We start from the raw sequence: 19,636 nt of genomic DNA on the forward strand, positions 1-19,636 counted from the left end.
GCGCATCTGGCCCGGCCACGAATCCAGCAACACCAGATTGCCCTCGGTGGCGCCTTCCAGGATCTTGCCTTCGGCATCGACCAGCGCCGGCTGCACGCCGAAGAACGGCAGCGTGGCCGACCCCGGCTTGAGATCGACCGCGCCGGCCAGCGGCGAGATCAGGATGCCGCCGGTTTCGGTCTGCCACCAGGTGTCCACGATCGGGCAGCGGCTGTCGCCCACCACTTCGTAGTACCAGCGCCAGGCTTCCGGATTGATCGGCTCGCCGACGCTGCCGAGCAGGCGCAGGCTCTTGCGCGAGGTCTTCTTGACCGGTGCTTCGCCATCGCGCATCAGCGCGCGGATGGCGGTCGGCGCGGTGTAGAAGATGGTGACCTGATGCTTGTCGATCACGTCCCAGAAGCGCGACACGTTCGGGTAGTTGGGCACGCCTTCGAACATCACCGCGGTGGCGCCATTGGCGAGCGGGCCGTAGACGATGTAGCTGTGGCCGGTGACCCAGCCCACGTCGGCGGTGCACCAATAGATGTCGTCCTCGCGCAGGTCGAACACCACCTCGTGCGTGTAGCTGGCAAACAGCAGATAGCCGGCGGTGGTGTGCAGCACGCCCTTGGGTTTGCCGGTGGAGCCGGAGGTGTAGAGGATGAAGAGCGGGTCTTCCGCATTCATGCGCTCGGGTGCGCACGCGGCCGGTTGGCCGTCGACCACATCATGGAACCAGCGGTCGCGCGGTGCCTGCATCTGGACTGCACCGCCGGTGTGACGCACCACCAGCACGGTTTCGACCGTGTCGGTGCCGGGAATCTTCAGCGCCGCATCGACATTGGCCTTGAGCGGAATCTTCTTGCCGCCGCGCAGGCCTTCGTCGGCGGTGATGATCAGCTTGCTCTGGCAATCGATCACACGGTCGGCGATCGAGTTGGCGGCAAACCCGCCGAACACCACCGAGTGCACCGCACCGATGCGCGCGCAGGCCAGCATCGCCACGGCGGCATCGACGATCATCGGCAAGTAGATGGTGACCCGGTCGCCCTTGTTGACGCCCAGGTTGCGCAGTGCATTGCCGAGCTTGCACACGCGCTCATAGAGCTCGCGATAGGTCACCGGGTAGGAGGCGGCATCCGGGCTGTCGGGTTCGAACAGCAGCGCGGTCTTGTCGCCGCGGGTGGCCAGCTGGCGGTCCAGGCAGTTGACGCTGGCGTTGAGCTCGCCATCGCCGAACCAGCGGATGTGGAAGTCGTCCAGCGCGTAACTGACGTCCTTGACCTGGGTGGGCTGTTTGAACCACTCCAGCCGCTGCGCAGCCTTGCCCCAGAACTGCTCGGGGTGTTCGATCGATTCGTGGTACAGCGTTGCATATTGTTCGCGGGTCACGCGCGCATCGGCGGCGAATGCAGGATCGACGGGATAAACATCAGCCATGGCAGCCTCACTTGCGAAGAACGTGTCGGAAGAGGGCGTTGCGGCTGCCCTCGGTAGGCAATCAGTGTGCCGTATCCATTCTGTCCCGGCGGCGAACGACGCCTTAGACCATGGTCGTAACCCGCTGGGAGTGCGCCAGCGCACATCCAAGACGGGTCGCAGTGCGACCATCGGTCATCGTGCGGAATGCTGCGCTGCAGCTACGACCAAAGGCGAATAGGCTCCGGAGCGCGGACTGCCTCACGCTCCGCACAGCATCGCCATCGAGCGCGAGGCCTTCATCGGGGAGCGGGTTCATGAAACACCATATTGCACCGCTGGTGCGCCATCGGTTGGCGGCCGCCTTGTTCGTCGCCACCGTGTTGCCGGGTGTGGCGTTCGCGCAGACGTCAAAGGAAAAGGCACTGGAAGCGCGCATCGCCGAGCTTGAGCGTCAGGTCCAGATGCTGGTCTCCGCGCAGCAACAGCAGCAGGGCCAGATCGCTCAGACACAGACGCAGGTGACCGAAGTGCGCACCTTGCAGGCACAGACGCCGCCTGCACCGGCGGTGCCTGCTGGCAAGAAGCCGATCCAGCTGACCAGCATCACACCGAATGCGTTGCCGGGGACGACGTTCCGTTACGGTGGTTTCATCAAGGCCGACTTCATGACCACCCGCACCAGCGACGGCGCACTGGCGGAAGGCGCGGTTGGGCGTTACCTGTACATCCCGACGCAGACGCCTGTCGGGGGGCAGGCGTCGAGCACCGATACCGACTTCCATGCCAAGTTCTCGCGCTTCAACCTGGGCGTGGACACGGTCACCGAAAACGGCGACAAGCTCACCGGCTTCATCGAACTGGATTTCTTCGGCAACGCGCTGGCCAATCAGGTCAACAATCTGTACGGCGGCACCTTGCGGCACGCCTACATGAGCTGGAACAACTGGCTGGCCGGCCAGACCTGGTCCAACTTCATCGACGCCACCATCCTGCCGGAAGCGGCCGATATCGTCGGGCCGACCGACGGTGCGTTGTTCAGCCGTCAGACCCAGATCCGTTACACCCGCGGCGCCTTCAGCGTGTCGGCAGAAAATCCCGAGACGCTGACCACGCCGTACCAGGGCGGCAACACCATCCTGGCCTCGGACCATGGCGCGATGCCGGACCTGACCGCGCGCTACAACTGGAAGGGCACCTGGGGCACGTTCGGTCTGTCGGCGATTGCGCGCCAGTACCGCACCCGCAGTGCATTGACCAACGACACCGATTTCGGCGGCGCCATCGCCGGCGGTGGACGCTGGATCATCAATTCCAATGCGTTACCAGCTCAGCTACGGCGAGGGCCTGGGGCGCTATCTGGGTCTGGGTAACGGCTCGGATGTGGAAATCGATATGGACGGCAACATCCAGACCGTCAGCACCGTGGCCGGCTGGGTGGCCTGGCGCCACGACTACAACGCCAAGTTGCGCAGCACCATCATGTATTCGCGCGTGGATTACGACCACCGTCTGGCCAATACCGGTGGACTGGCGAGCAAGTCGCAGCAGAGCATCCGCGCCAACGTCTTCTATTCGCCGCTGCCCAAGGTCGATGTGGGTGCAGAGTTGATGTACGGCCGCCGCGAAGCCGAAAACGGCGACAGCGGCGACATCTCGCGTCTGCAGTTCACCACCAAGTACAGCTTCTAAGGCTCATCCCGCCGGCCACCCGCCACATATGTGGGCGGGCTGTGCCGCCCGCACTCCAGGAGACAGACCATGACCGTCTCGAATGACGCGTTGATCGCCAAGATCGATGCCAATCCGAAGTACCACGCACTCAAGCGTCAGCGCAATACGCTCGGCTGGACCCTCACCGTGCTGATGTTGCTGGCCTATTACGGCTACATCGGCCTGATCGCCTTCGACAAGCAATTCCTCGCCAAACCGATCGGTGCCGGCGTGACCTCGATCGGCATTCCGATCGCGATCGGGGTGATGGTGTTCACCATCGTGATCACCGCCATCTACGTGCGTCGCGCCAACAACACCTACGACCAGCTGACCGCGCAGATCCTGGAGGACGCCCGCAAATGAGCAAGACTTCGCGCCTTCTTCTGATTTTGGCCGGGCTGCTGCCGGCCGGCCTCGCGCTGGCCGCCGGTGGCGACATCGGCCAGGTCGACAAGCAACCCACCAACTGGGTGGCGATCGGCATGTTCGGCTTCTTCGTGCTGGGCACCTTGTGGATCACCAAGTGGGCGGCGGCCAAGACCAAGTCGGCCGCCGACTTCTACACCGCAGGCGGTGGCATCACCGGCTTCCAGAACGGCCTGGCGATTGCCGGCGACTTCATGTCGGCAGCCTCGTTCCTGGGCATTACCGCGGCGGTGATGGCCAACGGCTACGACGGCCTGATCTATGCGATCGGCTTTCTGGTCGGCTGGCCGATCCTGACCTTCCTGATGGCCGAACGGCTGCGCAACCTCGGCAAGTACACCTTCGCCGACGTCGCTGGTTACCGCTTCGCGCCGACCGCCATCCGCAGCTTTGCTGCGTCGGGCACGCTGGTGGTGGTGCTGTTCTATCTCATCGCACAGATGGTCGGTGCCGGTGCATTGATCAAACTGCTGTTCGGCCTGGACTACTGGGTGGCGGTGACGCTGGTCGGCGTGCTGATGATGATCTACGTGCTGTTCGGCGGCATGACGGCCACGACCTGGGTGCAGATCATCAAGGCGGTGCTGCTGCTGACCGGCGTGACCTTCATGGCCGTGGCGATCATGTGGCACTTCGACTTCAGCTTCGAGGCGCTGTTTGCCGAGGGCGTGCGGGTGAAGACGGCCATTGCAGCCAACGGCGGTGCATCGCCCGAGGATGCGGCAAAAGCAGGCCTGGCGATCATGGGCCCAGGTGGCTTCGTCAAGGACCCGATCTCGGCGATCTCCTTCGGCATGGCGCTGATGTTCGGCACCGCCGGCCTGCCGCACATCCTGATGCGCTTCTTCACCGTCCCCGATGCCAAGCAGGCACGCAAGTCGGTGTTGTGGGCCACCACCTGGATCGGCTACTTCTACATCCTGATCTTCATTATTGGGTTTGGTGCGATTGCGCTGGTACTGACCAACCCGCAGTTCGCCGATGTCGCCACCGGCACCATCCACGGCGGCAAGGGTGCGGCCAACATGGCGGCGGTGCTGGTCGGCAACGCGGTCGGCGGCAACGTGTTCATGGGCTTCATCTCGGCGGTGGCGTTTGCCACCATCCTGGCGGTGGTCGCGGGCCTGACCCTGTCCGGTGCCTCGGCGGTATCGCACGACCTGTACGCCACGGTGATCAAGAAGGGCAATCCGGCGCCGGGCTCGGAGCTGAAGGTCTCGCGTGCCACCACCCTGGTGCTGGGCGTGATCGCAGTGCTGCTGGGCATCGTGTTCGAGAAGCAGAACGTGGCCTTCATGGTGTCGCTGGCGTTCGCCATCGCCGCCTCGGCCAACTTCCCGGTGCTGATCCTGTCGTTGTTGTGGAAGAACTGCACCACGCGTGGCGCGGTGACCGGCGGTTTCCTCGGCCTGATCTCTTCGCTGGTGCTGACGATCCTGTCGCCATCGGTGTGGGTGGACACGTTGGGCAACGCTGCCGGCTCGGCGCCGTTCCCGTACACCTCGCCGGCGCTGTTCTCGATGACGATCGGGTTTGTCGGCATCTGGTTGTTCTCGGTGCTGGATCGCAGCCCGCAGGCCGCCAACGAACGCGCAGCGTTCAAGGCGCAGCAGATCCGTGCCGAAACCGGCCTGGGTGCCAGCGGCGCTTCCGGGCACTGATCGACCAGCGTCATTGGTGTGGTGATCGCAGACGCCGGCCCAGTGCCGGCGTTCTGCGTTTTGGTGAGACCGCTGCATTGGTGACGCTTCGGCTGGACGATCGCGCGACGGGGCCGGCACCGTCCGGGCGGTGGAGCGGTTCGACGATGGCTGTCGCACACCTGCAACCGCGACATGACACAACGCTTGCTGCCCAGCGAATGCGCGCGTATCCGGAAGGTCGCACGGACCGCCGCCGCCCACGTCATGCGTACGGTGGCCGCGCGCTCAGCGGAAGTAACGCGCCTTCAACGGCAAGGTCGCCGCACCGATGGCACAGGCATCGGCCGGCGCTTCGGCCGGAAGCAGCACTGGCCACGGGCGGGCCTGGCCGCGGCGTGGCAGGTTATCGATCTGCACCGCGGCGATCAGGCGTTGCGCCAGATCGCCCGGAAGGCGGCCGCCGAAGACGATGGCTTCGGGGTCGCACACGGCAGTGATCGCCGAAACGATCAACGCTACCCCGGGTGCGCTGCGGGCGATCCAGCGCTCGATCGCCGGCCAGGTCGGATCGTAGGCTGCCAGCATGCTGCGCACGTCGGCGAACGCCACGCCGTCTTCGGCCAGCAGGTCGCGCAGCGATTCCAGGGTGGCGCGCGCTGTCTGCTGTGCCGGCAACATGCCGGCGAACTCGCCGGCATTCCCGCGTGCGCCGCGCATGACCTGGCCGTCGATGACCAGGCCGCCGCCCAGACCATCACTCAGGAACAGATACGCGAAGGTGCGGTGGCGCTGTCCAACGCCCAGCATCGCTTCGCCAGCAGCGGCGACGCTGCCGTCGTTGTCCATCCACACCGGTTGCCCGAACGCCTCGGCCAGCCACGGGCACAGAGCGATCTGGCCCAGCGCGCGCAGCGGCTCGGGCGGATTGATGAAGGTATCCTCGCCGGTGAAGAACCCGCTGATCGCCACACCGATGCCCAGGCGCGGGCCGACATCGTCCACGCGTACCAGCAGCGCGGCATCGGTGGCCTGCAGTTGGGTGAGCACGCCGTACAGGGTGGTGTCGGTCAGCGCGACCTCGCTGACAGCGAGGACTGCCCCGGAAAAATCCATCAGCGCCAAGGTCAGCGAATCGGTGGCAATGGAGATGCCCAGCGTGTGCCCATACGCCGAATTCAGCGACACCGCGACGCCGGGTTTACCGCGTCCGTGACGCGCCACCGTGTGGCCCATCTGCACCATGCCGCGCGCGTGCAGACCTTCGATCAGGCGAACTGCGGTCTGCACGGTCAGTCCGGTACCCCGGCTGAGGTCGGCACGGGTAAGCACACCGGCCAGACGCAGGCGCTCGAGCATGTCGCGCTCGTTGAGGCTCAGGCCGGGAAAGGTTGGCGAATGCGGCGGCAACGCGACGGCGGCTGATGACGGCATGGCTAGCGGTGCCAGTGAGGTGGCGCTAGCTTACCGACTTCGGTTGAGCTATTTCACATTAAGCGTGTGATCCAATTCATAGTAAGGGGGGTGAGTGGGTCGCGCAGTCGCTTGCAGATGTCCCCGTGGGGCGGTTGCTCGCAGCAGTTGCCTCACCGGCACTTGCCTGCGGGGATGCGCCGGGTCCTCGCCACCGTGCGATGGCAGGCGCCAGTCGCGCCGATCAATCGCGCCAGGCCGTACCGCGGCGCCGAAACAGGTGGCGCATGCGCCGGGATGCCACCAGCCCACCGCCAGCCCTGCATCGCCGGGCGCGCATGCACTGGTTGCTCCCCAGCTCGGGGACGCGTGGTCCCACCGTCCGGAGGCTCGGCGCATGGCGCGGTACCATTGGCGGTTTGAACCACGGTCCGCGCCATGAAGATTGCCTCCTGGAACGTCAACTCGCTCAACGTGCGGCTGCCGCACCTGCAACAGTGGCTCACCGCCTTCGCGCCGGACGTGGTGGGGATCCAGGAAACCAAGCTGGAAGACCACAAGTTTCCGGACGCAGCGCTGGCCGAGCTGGGCTACCGCAGCGTGTTTTGCGGGCAGAAGACCTACAACGGCGTCGCAATCCTGTCGCGCTCGCCGGCGCTGGATGTGCAGATGGGCATCCCCGGCTTCGACGACGTGCAGCAGCGCGTGATTGCCGCCACCGTCGATGGTGTACGCATCATCAATCTGTATGTGGTCAATGGGCAGGACGTAGGCACCGACAAATACGCCTACAAGCTGCGCTGGCTGGCCGCCGCGCACGATTGGATCGCGCAGGAGCTGCAAACGTATCCGCAGCTGGTGGTGTTGGGCGACTTCAACATCGCCCCGGATGCGCGCGACGTGCACGATGCGACGGTGTGGAACGAACACCACATTCTCACCTCGACCGATGAGCGCGCCGCGTTGGAAAAACTGCTGGCGCTCGGCTTGTGCGATGCGTTCCGGTTGCACAACCAGGACGCCGAGCAGTTCAGCTGGTGGGATTACCGCCAGGCCGGCTTCCGCCGCAATCTCGGCCTGCGCATCGACCTGACGCTGGTGTCCGATCCCTTGCGCGCACGCGCAGTGGAATCGGGCATCGACCGCGAACCGCGCACCTGGGAGCGCCCCAGCGATCACGCACCGGCATGGGTGCGGCTGGCGGAGGCGGGCGCATGAGCGAGCGGCATCTGCGGCGTAGCGCGCACAAGATAGGCGAGGTCACGCTGGGGCCGGTACATCGGCTGAGTTGCCATTGCGGTGCAGTGCAAATCGATTTGGAACTGCCGCACGGCCTGCTCGATCCGCGCCGCTGCGATTGCTCGATGTGCCGCCGGCGCGGTGCCATCGTCGCGTCGGTCACGCTCGACGGCCTGCATGTGCGGCAGGGCGAAGACGTGTTGCGGCAGTATCAGTTCAACACGCACACGGCAGCGCATTATTTCTGCGGCGTGTGCGGCATTTACACCCATCACCGCCGGCGCTCCAATCCCAACGAATACGGCTACAACGTCGGCTGCCTGGAAGGCGTCAATCCGTATGCCTTAAACATCGCCGTGCCGGTGGAAGACGGCGTGCACCATCCGGCCGATCGCGCTGTGGCCGAAGGCTGAAACGACAACGCCCGGGCAGTCCCGGGCGTTGAATGACGCGGCGTATGTCCGAAGCCGTGCGTTAGCGCAGGCGACCGCGGGCGACCAGATTGACGATGGCCAGCAGGATCACCGCACCCACCAGCGACCACACGAAGGTCCACAGCGTAATGGCCTGGTTGATGCCGCCGCCAAACAGGAAACCGGCGATCAGCGCGCCCACAATGCCCACCACCACATTGAGGATGATGCCCTGCTGGGCATCGCGACGCATGATGATGCTGGCCAGCCAACCCACGATGCCGCCGACGATCAACCAGATGATAATGCCCATGTTGCGGATCTCCTCATGTGCTTGCACCGGACGTGGTGCACGGGCGCCATTCAACGCAGCCGCGCGTGAAGCAGCTGTCGAGCGCGATGAACGGTATGGCCAAGCGTTTGGCTTGGTGCACAGCGCGTGACGGCGCACACGAGTTGGCGGATTGGTCCGGTGCAGCTGTGGCTGCGCCCGCACTGGCACGGCGAACGCGGCGAGCCGCAGGCGCGTCAGCTGCTGGGCCCGGCGCTGGGCATGGACCCGGCGTTGGTGCCGTTGCAACGCGACGCACGCGGTCGGCCCTCGCTGCAGCCGGCGCTACCCAACCGCGACACCGGCTGGAGCCACAGTGGCGCATATCTGCTGGTAGGGCTGGGCGAGGGTGTGCGCTTGGGCGTGGATCTGGAGCGCATCCGCGCGCGTCCGCGCGTGCTGGAGATCGCGCAACGCTTCTTCCATCCCGACGAAATCGCGTTGCTCACTGCGCTGGCGCCGGACGCACGACACGCGCTGTTCTTTCGGCTGTGGTGCGCCAAGGAGGCCTTGCTCAAAGCGCATGGACATGGTCTGTCGTTCGGCTTGCATCGGCTTGCGTATACACTCATGCCCGACGACGTGCTGCAACTGCAGTGGTGCGATCCGGAACTCGGCAAGGCCGCCCAGTGGCAGCTGCACGAATGGTGGGCTGCACCGGAGTGTCGCGCGGCGCTGGCGTTCTATCCGCTGGCGGGCGCGTAACCCGGCCGCTGCGTGTGGCTAGGCCACACCATGCGGCAGGATCGGCTGACGAAATTGCGCCACGCCGTCCAGGTCGCGCAAGGTCACCGTCATGACGCCGCTACGGCCATCGATCTCGACTTCGCCGAAGAACTGGTAACCGGCCAGCGGCGAGGTGTTGGGTGCCGGCGGTGCCTTTTGAAACACCACGCTCGGGCCGAACGTGGCATCCAATGCATTCGGCCCGAAGCTGCCGGCATTGAGCGGGCCGCCGACAAATTCCCAGAACGGCTCGAACTGCTGAAATGCCGCGCGGTCGGGGTGGTAATGGTGGGCCGCGCAGTAATGCACGTCGGCGGTGAGCCACACCGTATTGCGGATACGCGCACGGCTGATGAAGCGCAACAGCGCGGCGATTTCCTGTTCGCGGCCACGCGGCACGCCGGGGTCGCCATTGGCGATCGCTTCCCAGCGCGGGCGCCCAGACGCATCTTCGCCATCGGGTACCTGCAGGCCGATCGGCATGTCGGCGGCAATCACCTTCCACTGCGCGCGCGCGCCGGCCAGTTCGCGTTGCAACCACGCCAATTGCTCCGGACCGAGAAACGCGGCATCGGGACCGGCCTGCGGTTGCAGGTTGTCGCTGTTGGCGCCGCGGTCACTGCGCATGTCCAGCACAAAGACATCCAGTAGCGGGCCGTAGGCAATCTTGCGGTAGATGTGCCCGTTGCCATCGGCACGCACGCCGCGCATCGGGGCGTATTCCAGGAAGGCCTGGCGGGCACGCGTGGCCAGCACCTCGATATCGCGCCCCTGGTAGCGCGCATCCAGCTGCTTGCCCGGCGACCAGTTGTTGGTGGTCTCGTGGTCGTCCCACTGCCACAGCTGCGGCACCCGCGCATTGAAGCGGCGCACATGGTCGTCGAGCAGGTTGTAGCGGTAGTTGCCGCGGAATTCGTCCAGCGTTTCGGCCACCTTGTTCTTGGCCGTAGTGGTGAGATTGCGCCAGCGCTTGCCTTCTTCGACGGTGAGCTCGGCCGGGATCGGGCTGTCGGCGTAGATGGTGTCGCCGCTGTGCAGGAAGAAATCCGGATTGCGCTCGCGCATTGCCGAATAGATGCGCATGCCGCCGATATCTGGATTGATGCCGAAGCCCTGGCCTACGGTGTCGCCGCTCCAGACAAAGCGCACATCGCGACGCGTTGCCGGCGCACTGCGCAGATGGCCGTGCACCGACGCGCTCAGCACGCCGCTGCCGGCATCTTCGAAGCGCACGCGGTAGAAGATGTCCTGATCGCGCGGCAACCCGCCCAGGTCGATGCGCGCGGTGACATCGTGGGCAGGCAGCGCCATCGGTCCGTCCACGCGCCGCGCCTGGCGCAGGCTCGGGCGCGTGTCCCATTCCACCCGCATCCGCGCCGGGCGATCGGTACGGCTCCATAGCATTGCGCGGCCGTCCAGCACATCGCCGCTCTGCACGCCGTCGGTCACGGTCGGCCGACCCGACGGCGCGGCCAGACTGCGTGCCGGCCAGCTGGCAGCGGCCGGCAGCAACAAACCGGCACCCAGCCCTTGCAGGAGGCGGCGGCGGGCGGGATCGGAGGCGGTCATGGCGTGTCCTTCAGGCAGCTGCGGCAACGTGCAGATGTAGCGCCGCCGTCTTACCGCGATATGTCCATTCCATGCCTGACCGAGAGTAGCTACCAAAACGACTGCGCAGTCGCCGAGCGGACGCGGCCGGTGCTCGGAATCGGCATGCGCCACTCTGACACTGCGGTTATGAGCGCGCCTTCCACGCTCACCTGACGCCTGCTCGCTAAATTCTAGTCGCTGCGCTTGATGCGATGGCCGACACAGTGCGCCGCAATAGAAACACTGCGTGGCAGCATCCGGTCGGTGCAGGGGTGCGGTGCCGCGGCAGCGGCTCAGGCCTCCACCGCGCCGGGTCTGCCGTCTTCCACCACGAAGCGTTTCGTCGTCAATACCGTGGCGTTGCGGTCGCGCCGATCGGAGATGCCTTGCAGCCGCGTCTCCATCTGTCCTGGTGTGACCGTCACCGACACATAGCCGCGCGTTTCGCCGTCGACGTAATGCACATGCGGGTTGGCCGCCATGGTCGCGTGCAGTTCGACATTGCTCTGGCCGTCGGAGGTGATCGAGGTGCCGACGAACTCGGTCGCCAGCGTTGCCGATGCGTCGTCGGCTGGATCGGCCTTCAGGTCGGTGACCCAGTACGAGTGGATGTCGCCGCCCCAGAACACCGGGTTACGCAAGTGCGTCTTCGCAATCGCATCGAGCATGCGCTCGCGCGTGGCCGGGTAGCCATCCCAGCCGTCGGTCCAGTGCCCGACCACGCCATCGCGACCGGACTGCCGCATCGGTGCCACCAGTAGGTCCTGCGCAACGACGTTCCAGCGTGCTGGCGACTGTGCGAAGCCGCCATGCAGCCAGCGTTCCTGCTCCCACCCGAGCATGGTGCGACGCGGGTCGGTGCGTTCGCGGCAGCTGTCGTCCACCACATGGCCGCCGCGCCAGCCATTGGCCTGCGGGCAGGGTTGTTCGCTGCGGTACTGGCGACCGTCGAGCACGTAGAAGCGCGCCAGTTGTCCGTAATCCAGCGAACGGTAGATACGCATGTCCGCGCCATGCGGGCGGTGCCGCGCACGCAGCGGAAAATGTTCGTAAAAGGCGCGGTAGGCGGCAGCGCGGCGGGCCAGGAAGGTGTCGACCGGAATCGATGGGTCTTGCGACCAGCGGTCGGCGTAATCGTTCTGCACCTCATGATCGTCCCAGGTCGCCACGCAGGCGCTGCCGGCATGCAGTGCCTGCAGGTCCGGGTCGGTGCGGTACAGCGCATAGCGATTGCGGTAGCCGGCCAGGTCCAGGCACTCGCCGCTGCCGTGCGGGCGCACGATCTTGTTGGCCGCCTCGCCGTGGTTGCTGTATTCGTAGATGTAATCGCCCAGGAAGAACACCAGGTCCGGCTGTTCCGCGGCCAGGTGGCGATAGGCGCTGAAATAGCCCAGCTCCCAGTGCGAGCAGGACACGAATCCAAAGCGCGCCGTCTCCGGCATGTGATGCGGTGCCGGCAAGGTACGCGCACTGCCGATCGGGCTGCGCGCGCCCAGTGCCTGGAAGCAGTACCAGTAAGGACGATCGGCCGCCAGGCCGGTCAACTCCACGTGCACCGCGTGGCCCCAGGCGGGGCTGGCAGTGGTCTCGCCCTGGCGCACGATGGTGCGCATGGTCGGGTCGCTGGCCACTTGCCAGCGCACCGGCACCGGTGCGCTCAGGCCGCCGCGTCCGTCCGGGTCCAGCGGCCGTGGCGCCAGACGGGTCCAGAGTACGAAGCCATCGGCCAGCGGGTCGCCGGCCGCCACGCCCAGCGTAAAGGGGTCGACGCTGCCGCTGGCGCGCGCGAACGGGCTGAGCAGCCCGGCCGCCGCCAGACTGGCGCCCGCGATGAGGATGCGCCGGCGGCCGGGATCCGGCGGAGCGAGCGTGGCGGCGGAAGCAGTCGAGGGTGAGGCGGAACACGGGTCGATCACAGGCATGGACAATGGGCGGAAAACCGGACACGGCCATGCTGGGACCGCGGCATGTCCGTTTTGTGTCATCTACTGCAGTTCCGGCGCGGATCCATCCAGTCGTGGTGGCTACGGGACATTGGTCGCGTCGCGCAGCAGGTGAATGACGTGCGGAGGCAACCACGCCATCCCTTGCCGCGATGCCTCAATCGTGACGCGCATGCCCGCCAGCCCAGCTGCGATAATCGCGGCATGAACGATGCCGCACTTGCCCCCGATGTCTCCGCCGCGCTCGAACGCGGCCTGCAGGCCCAATCCCTGGATGCGGCCTTCGCCGCGCCACTGCTGCGCTACCTCACCTTGCTGGTGCGTTGGAACAAGACCTACAACCTCACTGCCGTGCGCGATCCGCGCGCGATGGTCACCCGCCATCTGCTCGATTCGCTGGCCATGCAGCCCTACATCGCCAGCGGCACGCTGGCCGACCTGGGCACCGGCCCCGGCCTGCCCGGCATCCCGTTGGCGATCACCCGCCCGCAGCTAGAGGTGACGCTGGTGGAAAGCAACGGCAAGAAGGCGCGCTTCATGCGCGAGGCCCTGCGTCATCTGGAGCTGCGCAACGCCCGCGTGGCCGAATCGCGCGCCGAAGCGCTGGACGAACCGGCCGTCTACGACCACCTCACCGCGCGCGCGCTGGATACCCTGGCCGGCATCATCGCCGTCGGCGGCCACCTGCTGCGCCCGGGCGGCAGCCTGCTGGCGATGAAGGGCGTGTACCCGCACGAAGAAATCGCCGCATTGCCTGCCGGCTGGACCATGAGCGAGGTGCATCCGCTGCAGGTGCCCGGCCTGGATGGCGAGCGGCATCTGGTGGTGGTGCGCAAGGGCTGAGCCAGTCGCTCTCAAAGCGCCCTCACCCCAACCCTCTCCCGCAGGCGGGAGAGGGAGTGAGCAGCTTCACCGACAAGCTCAGCGCCTGCCTTCGCTGGACAAGCACGCCAGTTCCCTTCCCCCGCCCTTGACAAGCACACCAGCTCCCTTCCCCCGCCTGCGGGGGAAGGTGCCCGCAGGGCGGATGGGGGCAGCGCCGACACTCCAGCCATACCCGTGCGCCAGCCCGCGCTGGGACTTCCAGCCCATGGCAGCTCACGCGCGGGCTGCCATGATCGGGCGTTCGCTCCAGATCAGGCTTTCCGCACGTGACCTCTCCGCTCGCCGCCGCACTTTCGCTCGCCCTGCTGGGCGCAGGCTTCGTCGCCACCTCGGCGCAGGCGGCCACACTGACCGCCGAAGCGCCCGCCGACGCGCGTTTCCGCGCCATCTACGAAAAAGAGTGGGCCTGGCGCCAGGCCGAGACCGGCCAGGCCGACGAAGACAGCGACAGCACCGGCGAGAACACGCATCTGCCCGATGTCAGCGCAACCGCGCAGCAGGCGCGGCTGGCCGTGTGGGACGGCGTGCTCAAGCAGCTCGACGGCATCGACCCGACACAGCTCTCGTCCGCCAACCAGATCAACCTTGCGATCTATCGCCCACAGGTGGAAAACCTCGCGGCCGAAGTGCGCCTGCGTGTGTACGAGATGCCGTTCAATTCCGACAGTTCGTTCTGGTCGAACCTGGGCTTCATGGCGCAGCGGCCGATGAAGAGCGCGGCCGAGTACCGCGCCTACATCGCGCGCTTGAACGATGTGCCGCGCTATTTCGATCAGCAGATCGTCAACATGCGCACCGGACTGGCGCGCGGCTTCAGCGTGCCGCGCGCAGTGCTGGACGGGCGCGATGTCTCCATCGCCACCGTGGCCGATGTCAAAGACCCCACCGCATCGGCCTTCTATGCGCCGTTCAAGCAACTGCCTGCGCAGATTCCCGCCGCCGAGCAGGCGCAACTGCGCGAACAGGCCAAGGCCGCGTTGAGCACTGCCGTGCTTCCTGCTTACAGCAAGCTGCTGGGTTTCTTCCGCAACGACTACATGCCCAAGGCCCGCACCACCCTGGCGGCAGAAGCATTGCCCGACGGCAAGGCGTTTTACCGGCAGCAGATCCGCGAATACACCACGCTGGAACTGACGCCCGAGCAGATTCACCAGATCGGCCTGGACGAAGTGGCGCGCATCCAGACCCAGATGAACGCCATCATCAAACAGGTGGGGTTCAAGGGCACGTTCGCCCAGTTCCTGAGCTTCCTGCGCACCGATCCGCAGTTCTATGCCAAGACCCCGCAGGAGTTGCTCGATCGCGCCGCGTGGATTTCCAAGCGCGTGGACGGGCAGGTGGGCAAGTTCATCGGCACGCTGCCGCGCGGGCGCTTCACCATCAAGCCGGTGCCCGACGACATCGCGCCGTTCTGGACCGCCGGGCGTGGCGGCGCGACGACCTACTGGGTCAACACCTACAACCTGCCGTCGCGGCCGCTGTACAACCTGCCGGCGCTGACCCTGCATGAGTCCTCGCCCGGCCATTCCTTGCAGGGCTCGCTGGCATTGGAGCAGGGCGAGCAGCCCGCGTTCCGGCGCGAAAATTACATCTCCGCCTATGGCGAAGGCTGGGCGCTGTACACCGAAAAACTCGGCCAGGAGATGGGCATCTACGAGACCCCGTACGAAGAGTTTGGCCGGCTCACCTACGAAATGTGGCGCGCCTGCCGGCTGGTGATCGACACCGGCGTGCATCACGACGGCTGGAGCCGCGAGCAGGCGCTGGCCTATCTGCGCGACCGCACCGCGCTGAGCGAGCACGAAGTCACCACCGAAGTGGACCGCTACATCTCCTGGCCGGGCCAGGCGCTGAGCTACAAGCTGGGCGAGATCAGCATCGTCAAGTTGCGCGCCGAAGCCGAGAAGGAGTTGGGTGATCGCTTCGACATCAAGGCCTTCCACGACCTGGTGCTGAAGCAGGGCTCGGTCACCCTGCCGGTGCTGGAGCAGCAGGTGCGCACCTTCATCGCCGAGCGCAAGGCGCGCCCGGCAGACACCAAGCCGGCCCGTCGCGCCGCACGGTGATGCCGTGTGGGCAATGACCTGTCGAGGCGATCGGCCCGCAGCGTTTTCAACAAGCAATCAACAATGCGATTTGTCCGCTCTTAAGGCCGCTTTCGTGTCGGGTGATTGGATGGAGCATCCACCAGGATGTAGTCGCTGCCTTGGCTCTTCCAGGTCGGCGTGCTGGTGTCCAGCTTGATGCACGGCCGGCCGCCGCAGGAGGTGATGTCGACATGCTTGGCCGCTTCCTGCACGTCCGCCCGCACGTCCGCCGCCGCCGCACGAGCCCTTGCAGCGTGCAGCTGGTCGTTGGCCTGATTCAGCAGCAAGAAAAACCCCGCCAGCAGCAGAACCAAACACATCGCCAGCGTCGCGATGATCTTCCAGGCCCAAGCAATCCTGGGCAACAGGGCGCTTTCCATCCGCTGTTGCTGCGCCTGGAACAAGGCCACCATCGCCTGCCTGAACTTGGCCTCCTCCTGCTCCCTGCTCCCTGGTGCCTGCATCTGCGCCTGCGCGGCCTGTGTCTGTTGCTGCAGGCTGGCGATCACGGTTTCCAAGCGGCCTGCGGCCAGCGCGATTTGGACAAGCGCGTCGTGCGCGTCGTCGTTCATGTCAATGCACTAAGCGATGGCATCAGCGTGAGAACTCTGGTTGCTGCGGCGCCATCTGCCGCTGCTGGTCTTGGAGCAACGCCTGATCCTGCTGCCGCTGCGTTTCCGCCGTCAGCTGGTGCAAGCTCTGCTCCAGCGGTTGCGTGGTGGCCTGCAGCTTGTCGATCAGCACGCGGTCCATCAACCAGGGATTCTGGTCGGTCGAGGTGGCCAGCAATGCCCGACCGTCCTGGACTGGCGTCAGTGCATCAATGCGCGGCAGCTGGTGCAGCTGGGCCTGACAGGCGACGGCACCAGCGACCTGTTCCATCTGCACGCGATCCAGATATCCGCCCGCCTGCGGCCAGAGCTGTTCCAAGTGCGTCATCGCCTGCCCGAAGAGTGGGTTGTCCCGGCCGGGCAATTGCTGCTGCTTGGCCAACATCCGCTCTTGCGCCGCCGCCAGTGTCTGCTGCCAGCGCTCGGGGGGCGCAGACGCCATTGACGCCGCACGTGTGCCCTGATCGTCGCCGGCTTCCAGGGCGGCATAGAACTGCTCGACCAAGGGGTCCATGCGACGGGGTGCGGTCTGTTCCGATAGCGGCGTGTCGGTGGGGCGGTCAGGAGGCGCGCGCGTGTCGGCCACCGGACCCGGCACCGCTTTCTGTTGCGCGGGCTGAACCGGCTCGGCCTCCCGCACCTGGTGGCGGCCCGGCCCCGTCACCGAGATCGTGCCCAACGTCGGCACCTGCGCCATGGTCGGCTGGCTGAGTTCAGCCTTGGCCTGACGCAGCTCCTCGGAGGTGGTCACTGCGACCTGGTGGGCGATCCGATCCTGGCCGACCTGGTAGTGAACGATGGAACTGTCGTAGCCGTATTGACCCTGCTCATTCGGCCTTAGCTGCTGCATCGTCGGGCCGGTGAGACCTTCTGCCTGTCGCGAGCGAGCGCACGGGCGCAGCACCAACTGGAAATTAGCTACGCCCGGGACTGGGCGGCGGTGGGAGGCATGCCCGACGGGGTGATCACGGTATGCGGTCCGCCAGCCGCTTGCGTCTGCTTTCCCGTTAAGTGCTTGCAGCACAAGGAATTGCCGGGCATAATGCGCGGCTCGCTGTGCCCGGATCGCTCCGGATGGCGGTGCCCAGCGCAATGGGGTTGCCGGCCTGTTCCAGCGTAAATTCTTGATTCCCAACGTTGCGTGACAGCCCTGGCGCTGTCGGGGCCGCCGCTCCCCGGGCTATGGGTGGCAATTCATTTATCGAGGTGCGTAATGTCCCGCGTATGCCAAGTGTCCGGCAAGCGTGTGCAGACGGGTAACAACGTCTCCCACGCGAACAACAGAACCCGTCGTCGCTTCCTGCCCAACCTGCACGAGCGCCGTTTCTGGGTCGCCAGCGAAAACCGCTGGGTGAAGCTCCGTGTCTCCGCGCATGCATTGCGCACCATCGACAAGAACGGGATTGATGCCGTTCTGAAAGAGCTGCGTGCGCGCGGCGAAAAGGTCTGAGGAGTAAGCAGTCATGGCAAAAGGCAAGCGTGACAAGATTCGTATGATTTCCTCGGCCGCTACCGGCCACTTCTACACCACGGATAAGAACAAGAAAAACACTCCGGGGAAGATGGAAATGATGAAGTACGACCCCGTCGTGCGTAAGCACGTGATGTACAAGGAAGGCAAGATCAAGTAATCCCACCGATTACCCGATCTGCATCCAAGCAAACACCCGCCGCAAGGCGGGTGTTTGCGTTTGTGGGAATCGATCGCAGCGTTCTTGATGGATGTGTCGATTATTTTCCGATGGCACCTACCTTCGTCCGCCCGCGTTCCCCTCTCCCTCCGGGGCGAGAAGGTACCGCTTGCGCGCCATTGGCGCGCGTACCTTGGAGCGCCCGCGCTGCTAGCGCGGGCAGGGACGCGGAGCGGGGGCAGGGGCGAGGGTACGGAGCGAAGCAGTCGAAGCGTCACCTTTAAAACCGCGTGGCGATGCATTTGTCGTTCTGGACATTGTCAGATGCTTGAGGCACATCCTCATCCGCCCCTGCGGGGCACCTTCTCCCGATGGGAGAAGAATAGGCAGGCCCGCGCGTGCCATGAGCGCGAGGGAAGTAAGGAATGGCTATAGACCACGCGCACGCAGTTGCGCGTCCAGCCGCGGATACACCCGCCGCGCATTGCCTTCGAATACCTTGCGCTTGTCGGCATCGGAAATCGCCAATGCATCGATGTAGCGTTTGGTGTCGTCGAAGTAGTGGCCGGTCTGCGGATCGATGCCGCGCACTGCGCCGACCATCTCCGAGCCGAACAGGATGTTGTCGATGTCGATCACCTCGAACAGCAGGTCGATGCCGGGTTGGTGATACACGCAGGTATCGAAGAACACATTGCGCATTACGTGCGTGGACAGCGCAGGCTTGCCGAGCATGTCGGCCAGGCCACGGAAGCGGCCCCAGTGATACGGCACTGCACCGCCGCCGTGCGGAATGATGAAGCGCAGGTCCGGAAAATCAGTGAACAGATCGCCTTCGAGAAACTGCATGAAGGCAGTGGTGTCGGCATTGAGATAATGCGCGCCGGTGGCATGGAAATTGGCGTTGCAGCTGCCCGAGACATGCACCATGGCCGGCACGTCGAGTTCGACCATCTTTTCGAAGAACGGATACCAGGCGCGGTCGGTGAGCGGGACGCCGTTCCAATGACCGCCGGAGGGGTCGGGATTGAGATTGCAGCCGACGAATCCGAGGTCGTTGACGCAGCGTTCCAGTTCGGCGATCGAGTGCGCGATCGACACGCCCGGCGACTGCGGCAATTGGCACACCCCGATAAAGGTCTGTGGATAGAGTTGCACCACGCGTGCGATCAGGTCGTTGCAGTGCCGCGTCCACACCTGGCTCACCGCATCATCGCCGATGTGATGCGCCATGGCGCTGGCGCGTGGCGAGAAAATCGTCATGTCGGCACCGCGCTCGCGCAGCAGGCGCAATTGATGCTGCTCGATGCTTTCGCGCAGCGCGTCGTCGGAGATGTGCGGATACACCGGCGCAGGCGCTTGCGCATCGTCGTAATGCGCGATCTGTGCCTTGCGGAACGCATCGTGCGCGGCGGGCGCGGTGGTGTAGTGACCGTGGCAGTCGATGATCATGGCGGTAGTCTGTGTGTTGCAGCGGAAGTGGCGGGCAGGCGGTTGCCCGTGCGCAAGGTGGATCGATCGGGTGCACGGAACCGGCAGGTCCCGGTGTATGTCGTCGTTGCCGCGTGCAGACGTGCACGGGTC

General features: G+C 65.5%; 17 protein-coding genes and 2 pseudogenes. 10 read left to right on the plus strand and 9 right to left on the minus strand.

The window, feature by feature from the left end; all coding sequences use genetic code 11:
* Positions 1 to 1,422, minus strand: a 1,422-nt coding sequence (locus tag XBLMG947_RS05100) for an acetate--CoA ligase (protein ID WP_065466692.1), incomplete at its 3' end; no start/stop codon positions are given.
* A 296-nt stretch (positions 1,423 to 1,718) separates the two neighbouring features.
* On the opposite strand from XBLMG947_RS05100, the pseudogene XBLMG947_RS05110 reads away from it, so the two are divergent.
* The 3 genes and pseudogenes from XBLMG947_RS05110 to XBLMG947_RS05120 all read left to right on the plus strand — a co-directional run bounded on the left by XBLMG947_RS05110 (position 1,719) and on the right by XBLMG947_RS05120 (position 5,204).
* A pseudogene (locus tag XBLMG947_RS05110) lies at positions 1,719 to 3,093 on the plus strand (DcaP family trimeric outer membrane transporter).
* A 69-nt stretch (positions 3,094 to 3,162) separates the two neighbouring features.
* Positions 3,163 to 3,480: a DUF485 domain-containing protein gene (locus tag XBLMG947_RS05115; RefSeq protein ID WP_065466694.1), complete on the plus strand. Its 318-nt coding sequence runs from the start codon at positions 3,163 to 3,165 to the stop codon at positions 3,478 to 3,480.
* The gene (locus tag XBLMG947_RS05120) at positions 3,477 to 5,204 is read left to right on the plus strand and encodes a cation acetate symporter (protein ID WP_065466695.1); all 1,728 of its coding nucleotides are present in this window, start codon (positions 3,477 to 3,479) and stop codon (positions 5,202 to 5,204) included. The genes XBLMG947_RS05115 and XBLMG947_RS05120 overlap by 4 nt, the downstream gene beginning before the upstream one ends.
* Positions 5,205 to 5,471: 267 nt before the next feature.
* Here XBLMG947_RS05120 and XBLMG947_RS05125 read toward each other — a convergent pair whose 3' ends face one another.
* Positions 5,472 to 6,617, minus strand: coding sequence for an ROK family transcriptional regulator (locus XBLMG947_RS05125; RefSeq protein ID WP_065466696.1), 1,146 nt, complete (start codon positions 6,615 to 6,617; stop codon positions 5,472 to 5,474).
* Between the two features lie 417 nt (positions 6,618 to 7,034).
* Here XBLMG947_RS05125 and xth point away from each other — a divergent pair, with 417 nt between their 5' ends.
* A complete protein-coding gene (xth, locus tag XBLMG947_RS05130; RefSeq protein ID WP_065466697.1) occupies positions 7,035 to 7,814 on the plus strand; it encodes an exodeoxyribonuclease III in 780 nt (259 codons plus the stop codon).
* Positions 7,811 to 8,248, plus strand: a complete 438-nt coding sequence (locus tag XBLMG947_RS05135; RefSeq protein ID WP_065466698.1) for a GFA family protein — start codon at positions 7,811 to 7,813, stop codon at positions 8,246 to 8,248. The genes xth and XBLMG947_RS05135 overlap by 4 nt, the downstream gene beginning before the upstream one ends.
* A gap of 61 nt (positions 8,249 to 8,309) precedes the next feature.
* Here XBLMG947_RS05135 and XBLMG947_RS05140 read toward each other — a convergent pair whose 3' ends face one another.
* Positions 8,310 to 8,561: a GlsB/YeaQ/YmgE family stress response membrane protein gene (locus XBLMG947_RS05140; protein WP_065466699.1), complete on the minus strand. Its 252-nt coding sequence runs from the start codon at positions 8,559 to 8,561 to the stop codon at positions 8,310 to 8,312.
* 126 nt (positions 8,562 to 8,687) lie between these two features.
* Here XBLMG947_RS05140 and XBLMG947_RS05150 point away from each other — a divergent pair, with 126 nt between their 5' ends.
* Positions 8,688 to 9,284: a 4'-phosphopantetheinyl transferase family protein gene (locus XBLMG947_RS05150; RefSeq protein ID WP_065466701.1), complete on the plus strand. Its 597-nt coding sequence runs from the start codon at positions 8,688 to 8,690 to the stop codon at positions 9,282 to 9,284.
* 18 nt (positions 9,285 to 9,302) lie between these two features.
* Here the strand turns inward: XBLMG947_RS05150 and XBLMG947_RS05155 are convergent, their stop codons facing one another.
* Together XBLMG947_RS05155 and XBLMG947_RS05160 are read right to left on the minus strand one after the other, a co-directional pair.
* Positions 9,303 to 10,874, minus strand: coding sequence for an alkaline phosphatase D family protein (locus XBLMG947_RS05155; protein WP_065466702.1), 1,572 nt, complete (start codon positions 10,872 to 10,874; stop codon positions 9,303 to 9,305).
* 314 nt (positions 10,875 to 11,188) lie between these two features.
* On the minus strand, positions 11,189 to 12,817 hold the full coding sequence (locus XBLMG947_RS05160; protein ID WP_065466703.1) for an alkaline phosphatase D family protein: 1,629 nt from the start codon (positions 12,815 to 12,817) through the stop codon (positions 11,189 to 11,191).
* Between the two features lie 225 nt (positions 12,818 to 13,042).
* Between XBLMG947_RS05160 and rsmG the strand changes: the two genes are divergently transcribed.
* Positions 13,043 to 13,681, plus strand: a complete 639-nt coding sequence (gene rsmG, locus XBLMG947_RS05165; RefSeq protein ID WP_065466704.1) for a 16S rRNA (guanine(527)-N(7))-methyltransferase RsmG — start codon at positions 13,043 to 13,045, stop codon at positions 13,679 to 13,681.
* A gap of 308 nt (positions 13,682 to 13,989) precedes the next feature.
* Positions 13,990 to 15,789 (plus strand): DUF885 domain-containing protein, encoded by a 1,800-nt coding sequence (locus tag XBLMG947_RS05170; RefSeq protein WP_065466705.1) that lies wholly within the window; start codon positions 13,990 to 13,992, stop codon positions 15,787 to 15,789.
* Between the two features lie 80 nt (positions 15,790 to 15,869).
* Here XBLMG947_RS05170 and XBLMG947_RS05175 read toward each other — a convergent pair whose 3' ends face one another.
* The 3 genes and pseudogenes from XBLMG947_RS05175 to XBLMG947_RS21125 all read right to left on the minus strand — a co-directional run.
* Positions 15,870 to 16,382: a hypothetical protein gene (locus XBLMG947_RS05175; RefSeq protein ID WP_065466706.1), complete on the minus strand. Its 513-nt coding sequence runs from the start codon at positions 16,380 to 16,382 to the stop codon at positions 15,870 to 15,872.
* Between the two features lie 22 nt (positions 16,383 to 16,404).
* Positions 16,405 to 16,935 carry an XVIPCD domain-containing protein gene (locus XBLMG947_RS24015; protein WP_306345524.1) on the minus strand — a complete coding sequence of 177 codons (531 nt, stop codon included), beginning with the start codon at positions 16,933 to 16,935 and terminating at the stop codon, positions 16,405 to 16,407.
* 36 nt (positions 16,936 to 16,971) lie between these two features.
* A pseudogene (locus tag XBLMG947_RS21125) lies at positions 16,972 to 17,337 on the minus strand (hypothetical protein); the annotation flags it as partial.
* Positions 17,338 to 17,634: 297 nt separating this feature from the next.
* On the opposite strand from XBLMG947_RS21125, the gene rpmB reads away from it, so the two are divergent.
* Together rpmB and rpmG are read left to right on the plus strand one after the other, a co-directional pair.
* Entirely contained in the window at positions 17,635 to 17,871 is a 237-nt protein-coding gene (rpmB, locus tag XBLMG947_RS05185) for a 50S ribosomal protein L28 (protein WP_002809459.1), read from the plus strand.
* 13 nt (positions 17,872 to 17,884) lie between these two features.
* Entirely contained in the window at positions 17,885 to 18,052 is a 168-nt protein-coding gene (rpmG, locus tag XBLMG947_RS05190) for a 50S ribosomal protein L33 (protein WP_002809462.1), read from the plus strand.
* 429 nt (positions 18,053 to 18,481) lie between these two features.
* On the opposite strand, the gene XBLMG947_RS05195 is transcribed toward rpmG, so the two are convergent.
* Positions 18,482 to 19,504: an amidohydrolase family protein gene (locus XBLMG947_RS05195; protein WP_065466708.1), complete on the minus strand. Its 1,023-nt coding sequence runs from the start codon at positions 19,502 to 19,504 to the stop codon at positions 18,482 to 18,484.
* Positions 19,505 to 19,636: the final 132 nt, after the last annotated feature.

Source organism: Xanthomonas bromi, from assembly GCF_900092025.1.
Classification (GTDB): Bacteria; Pseudomonadota; Gammaproteobacteria; order Xanthomonadales; family Xanthomonadaceae; genus Xanthomonas; species Xanthomonas bromi.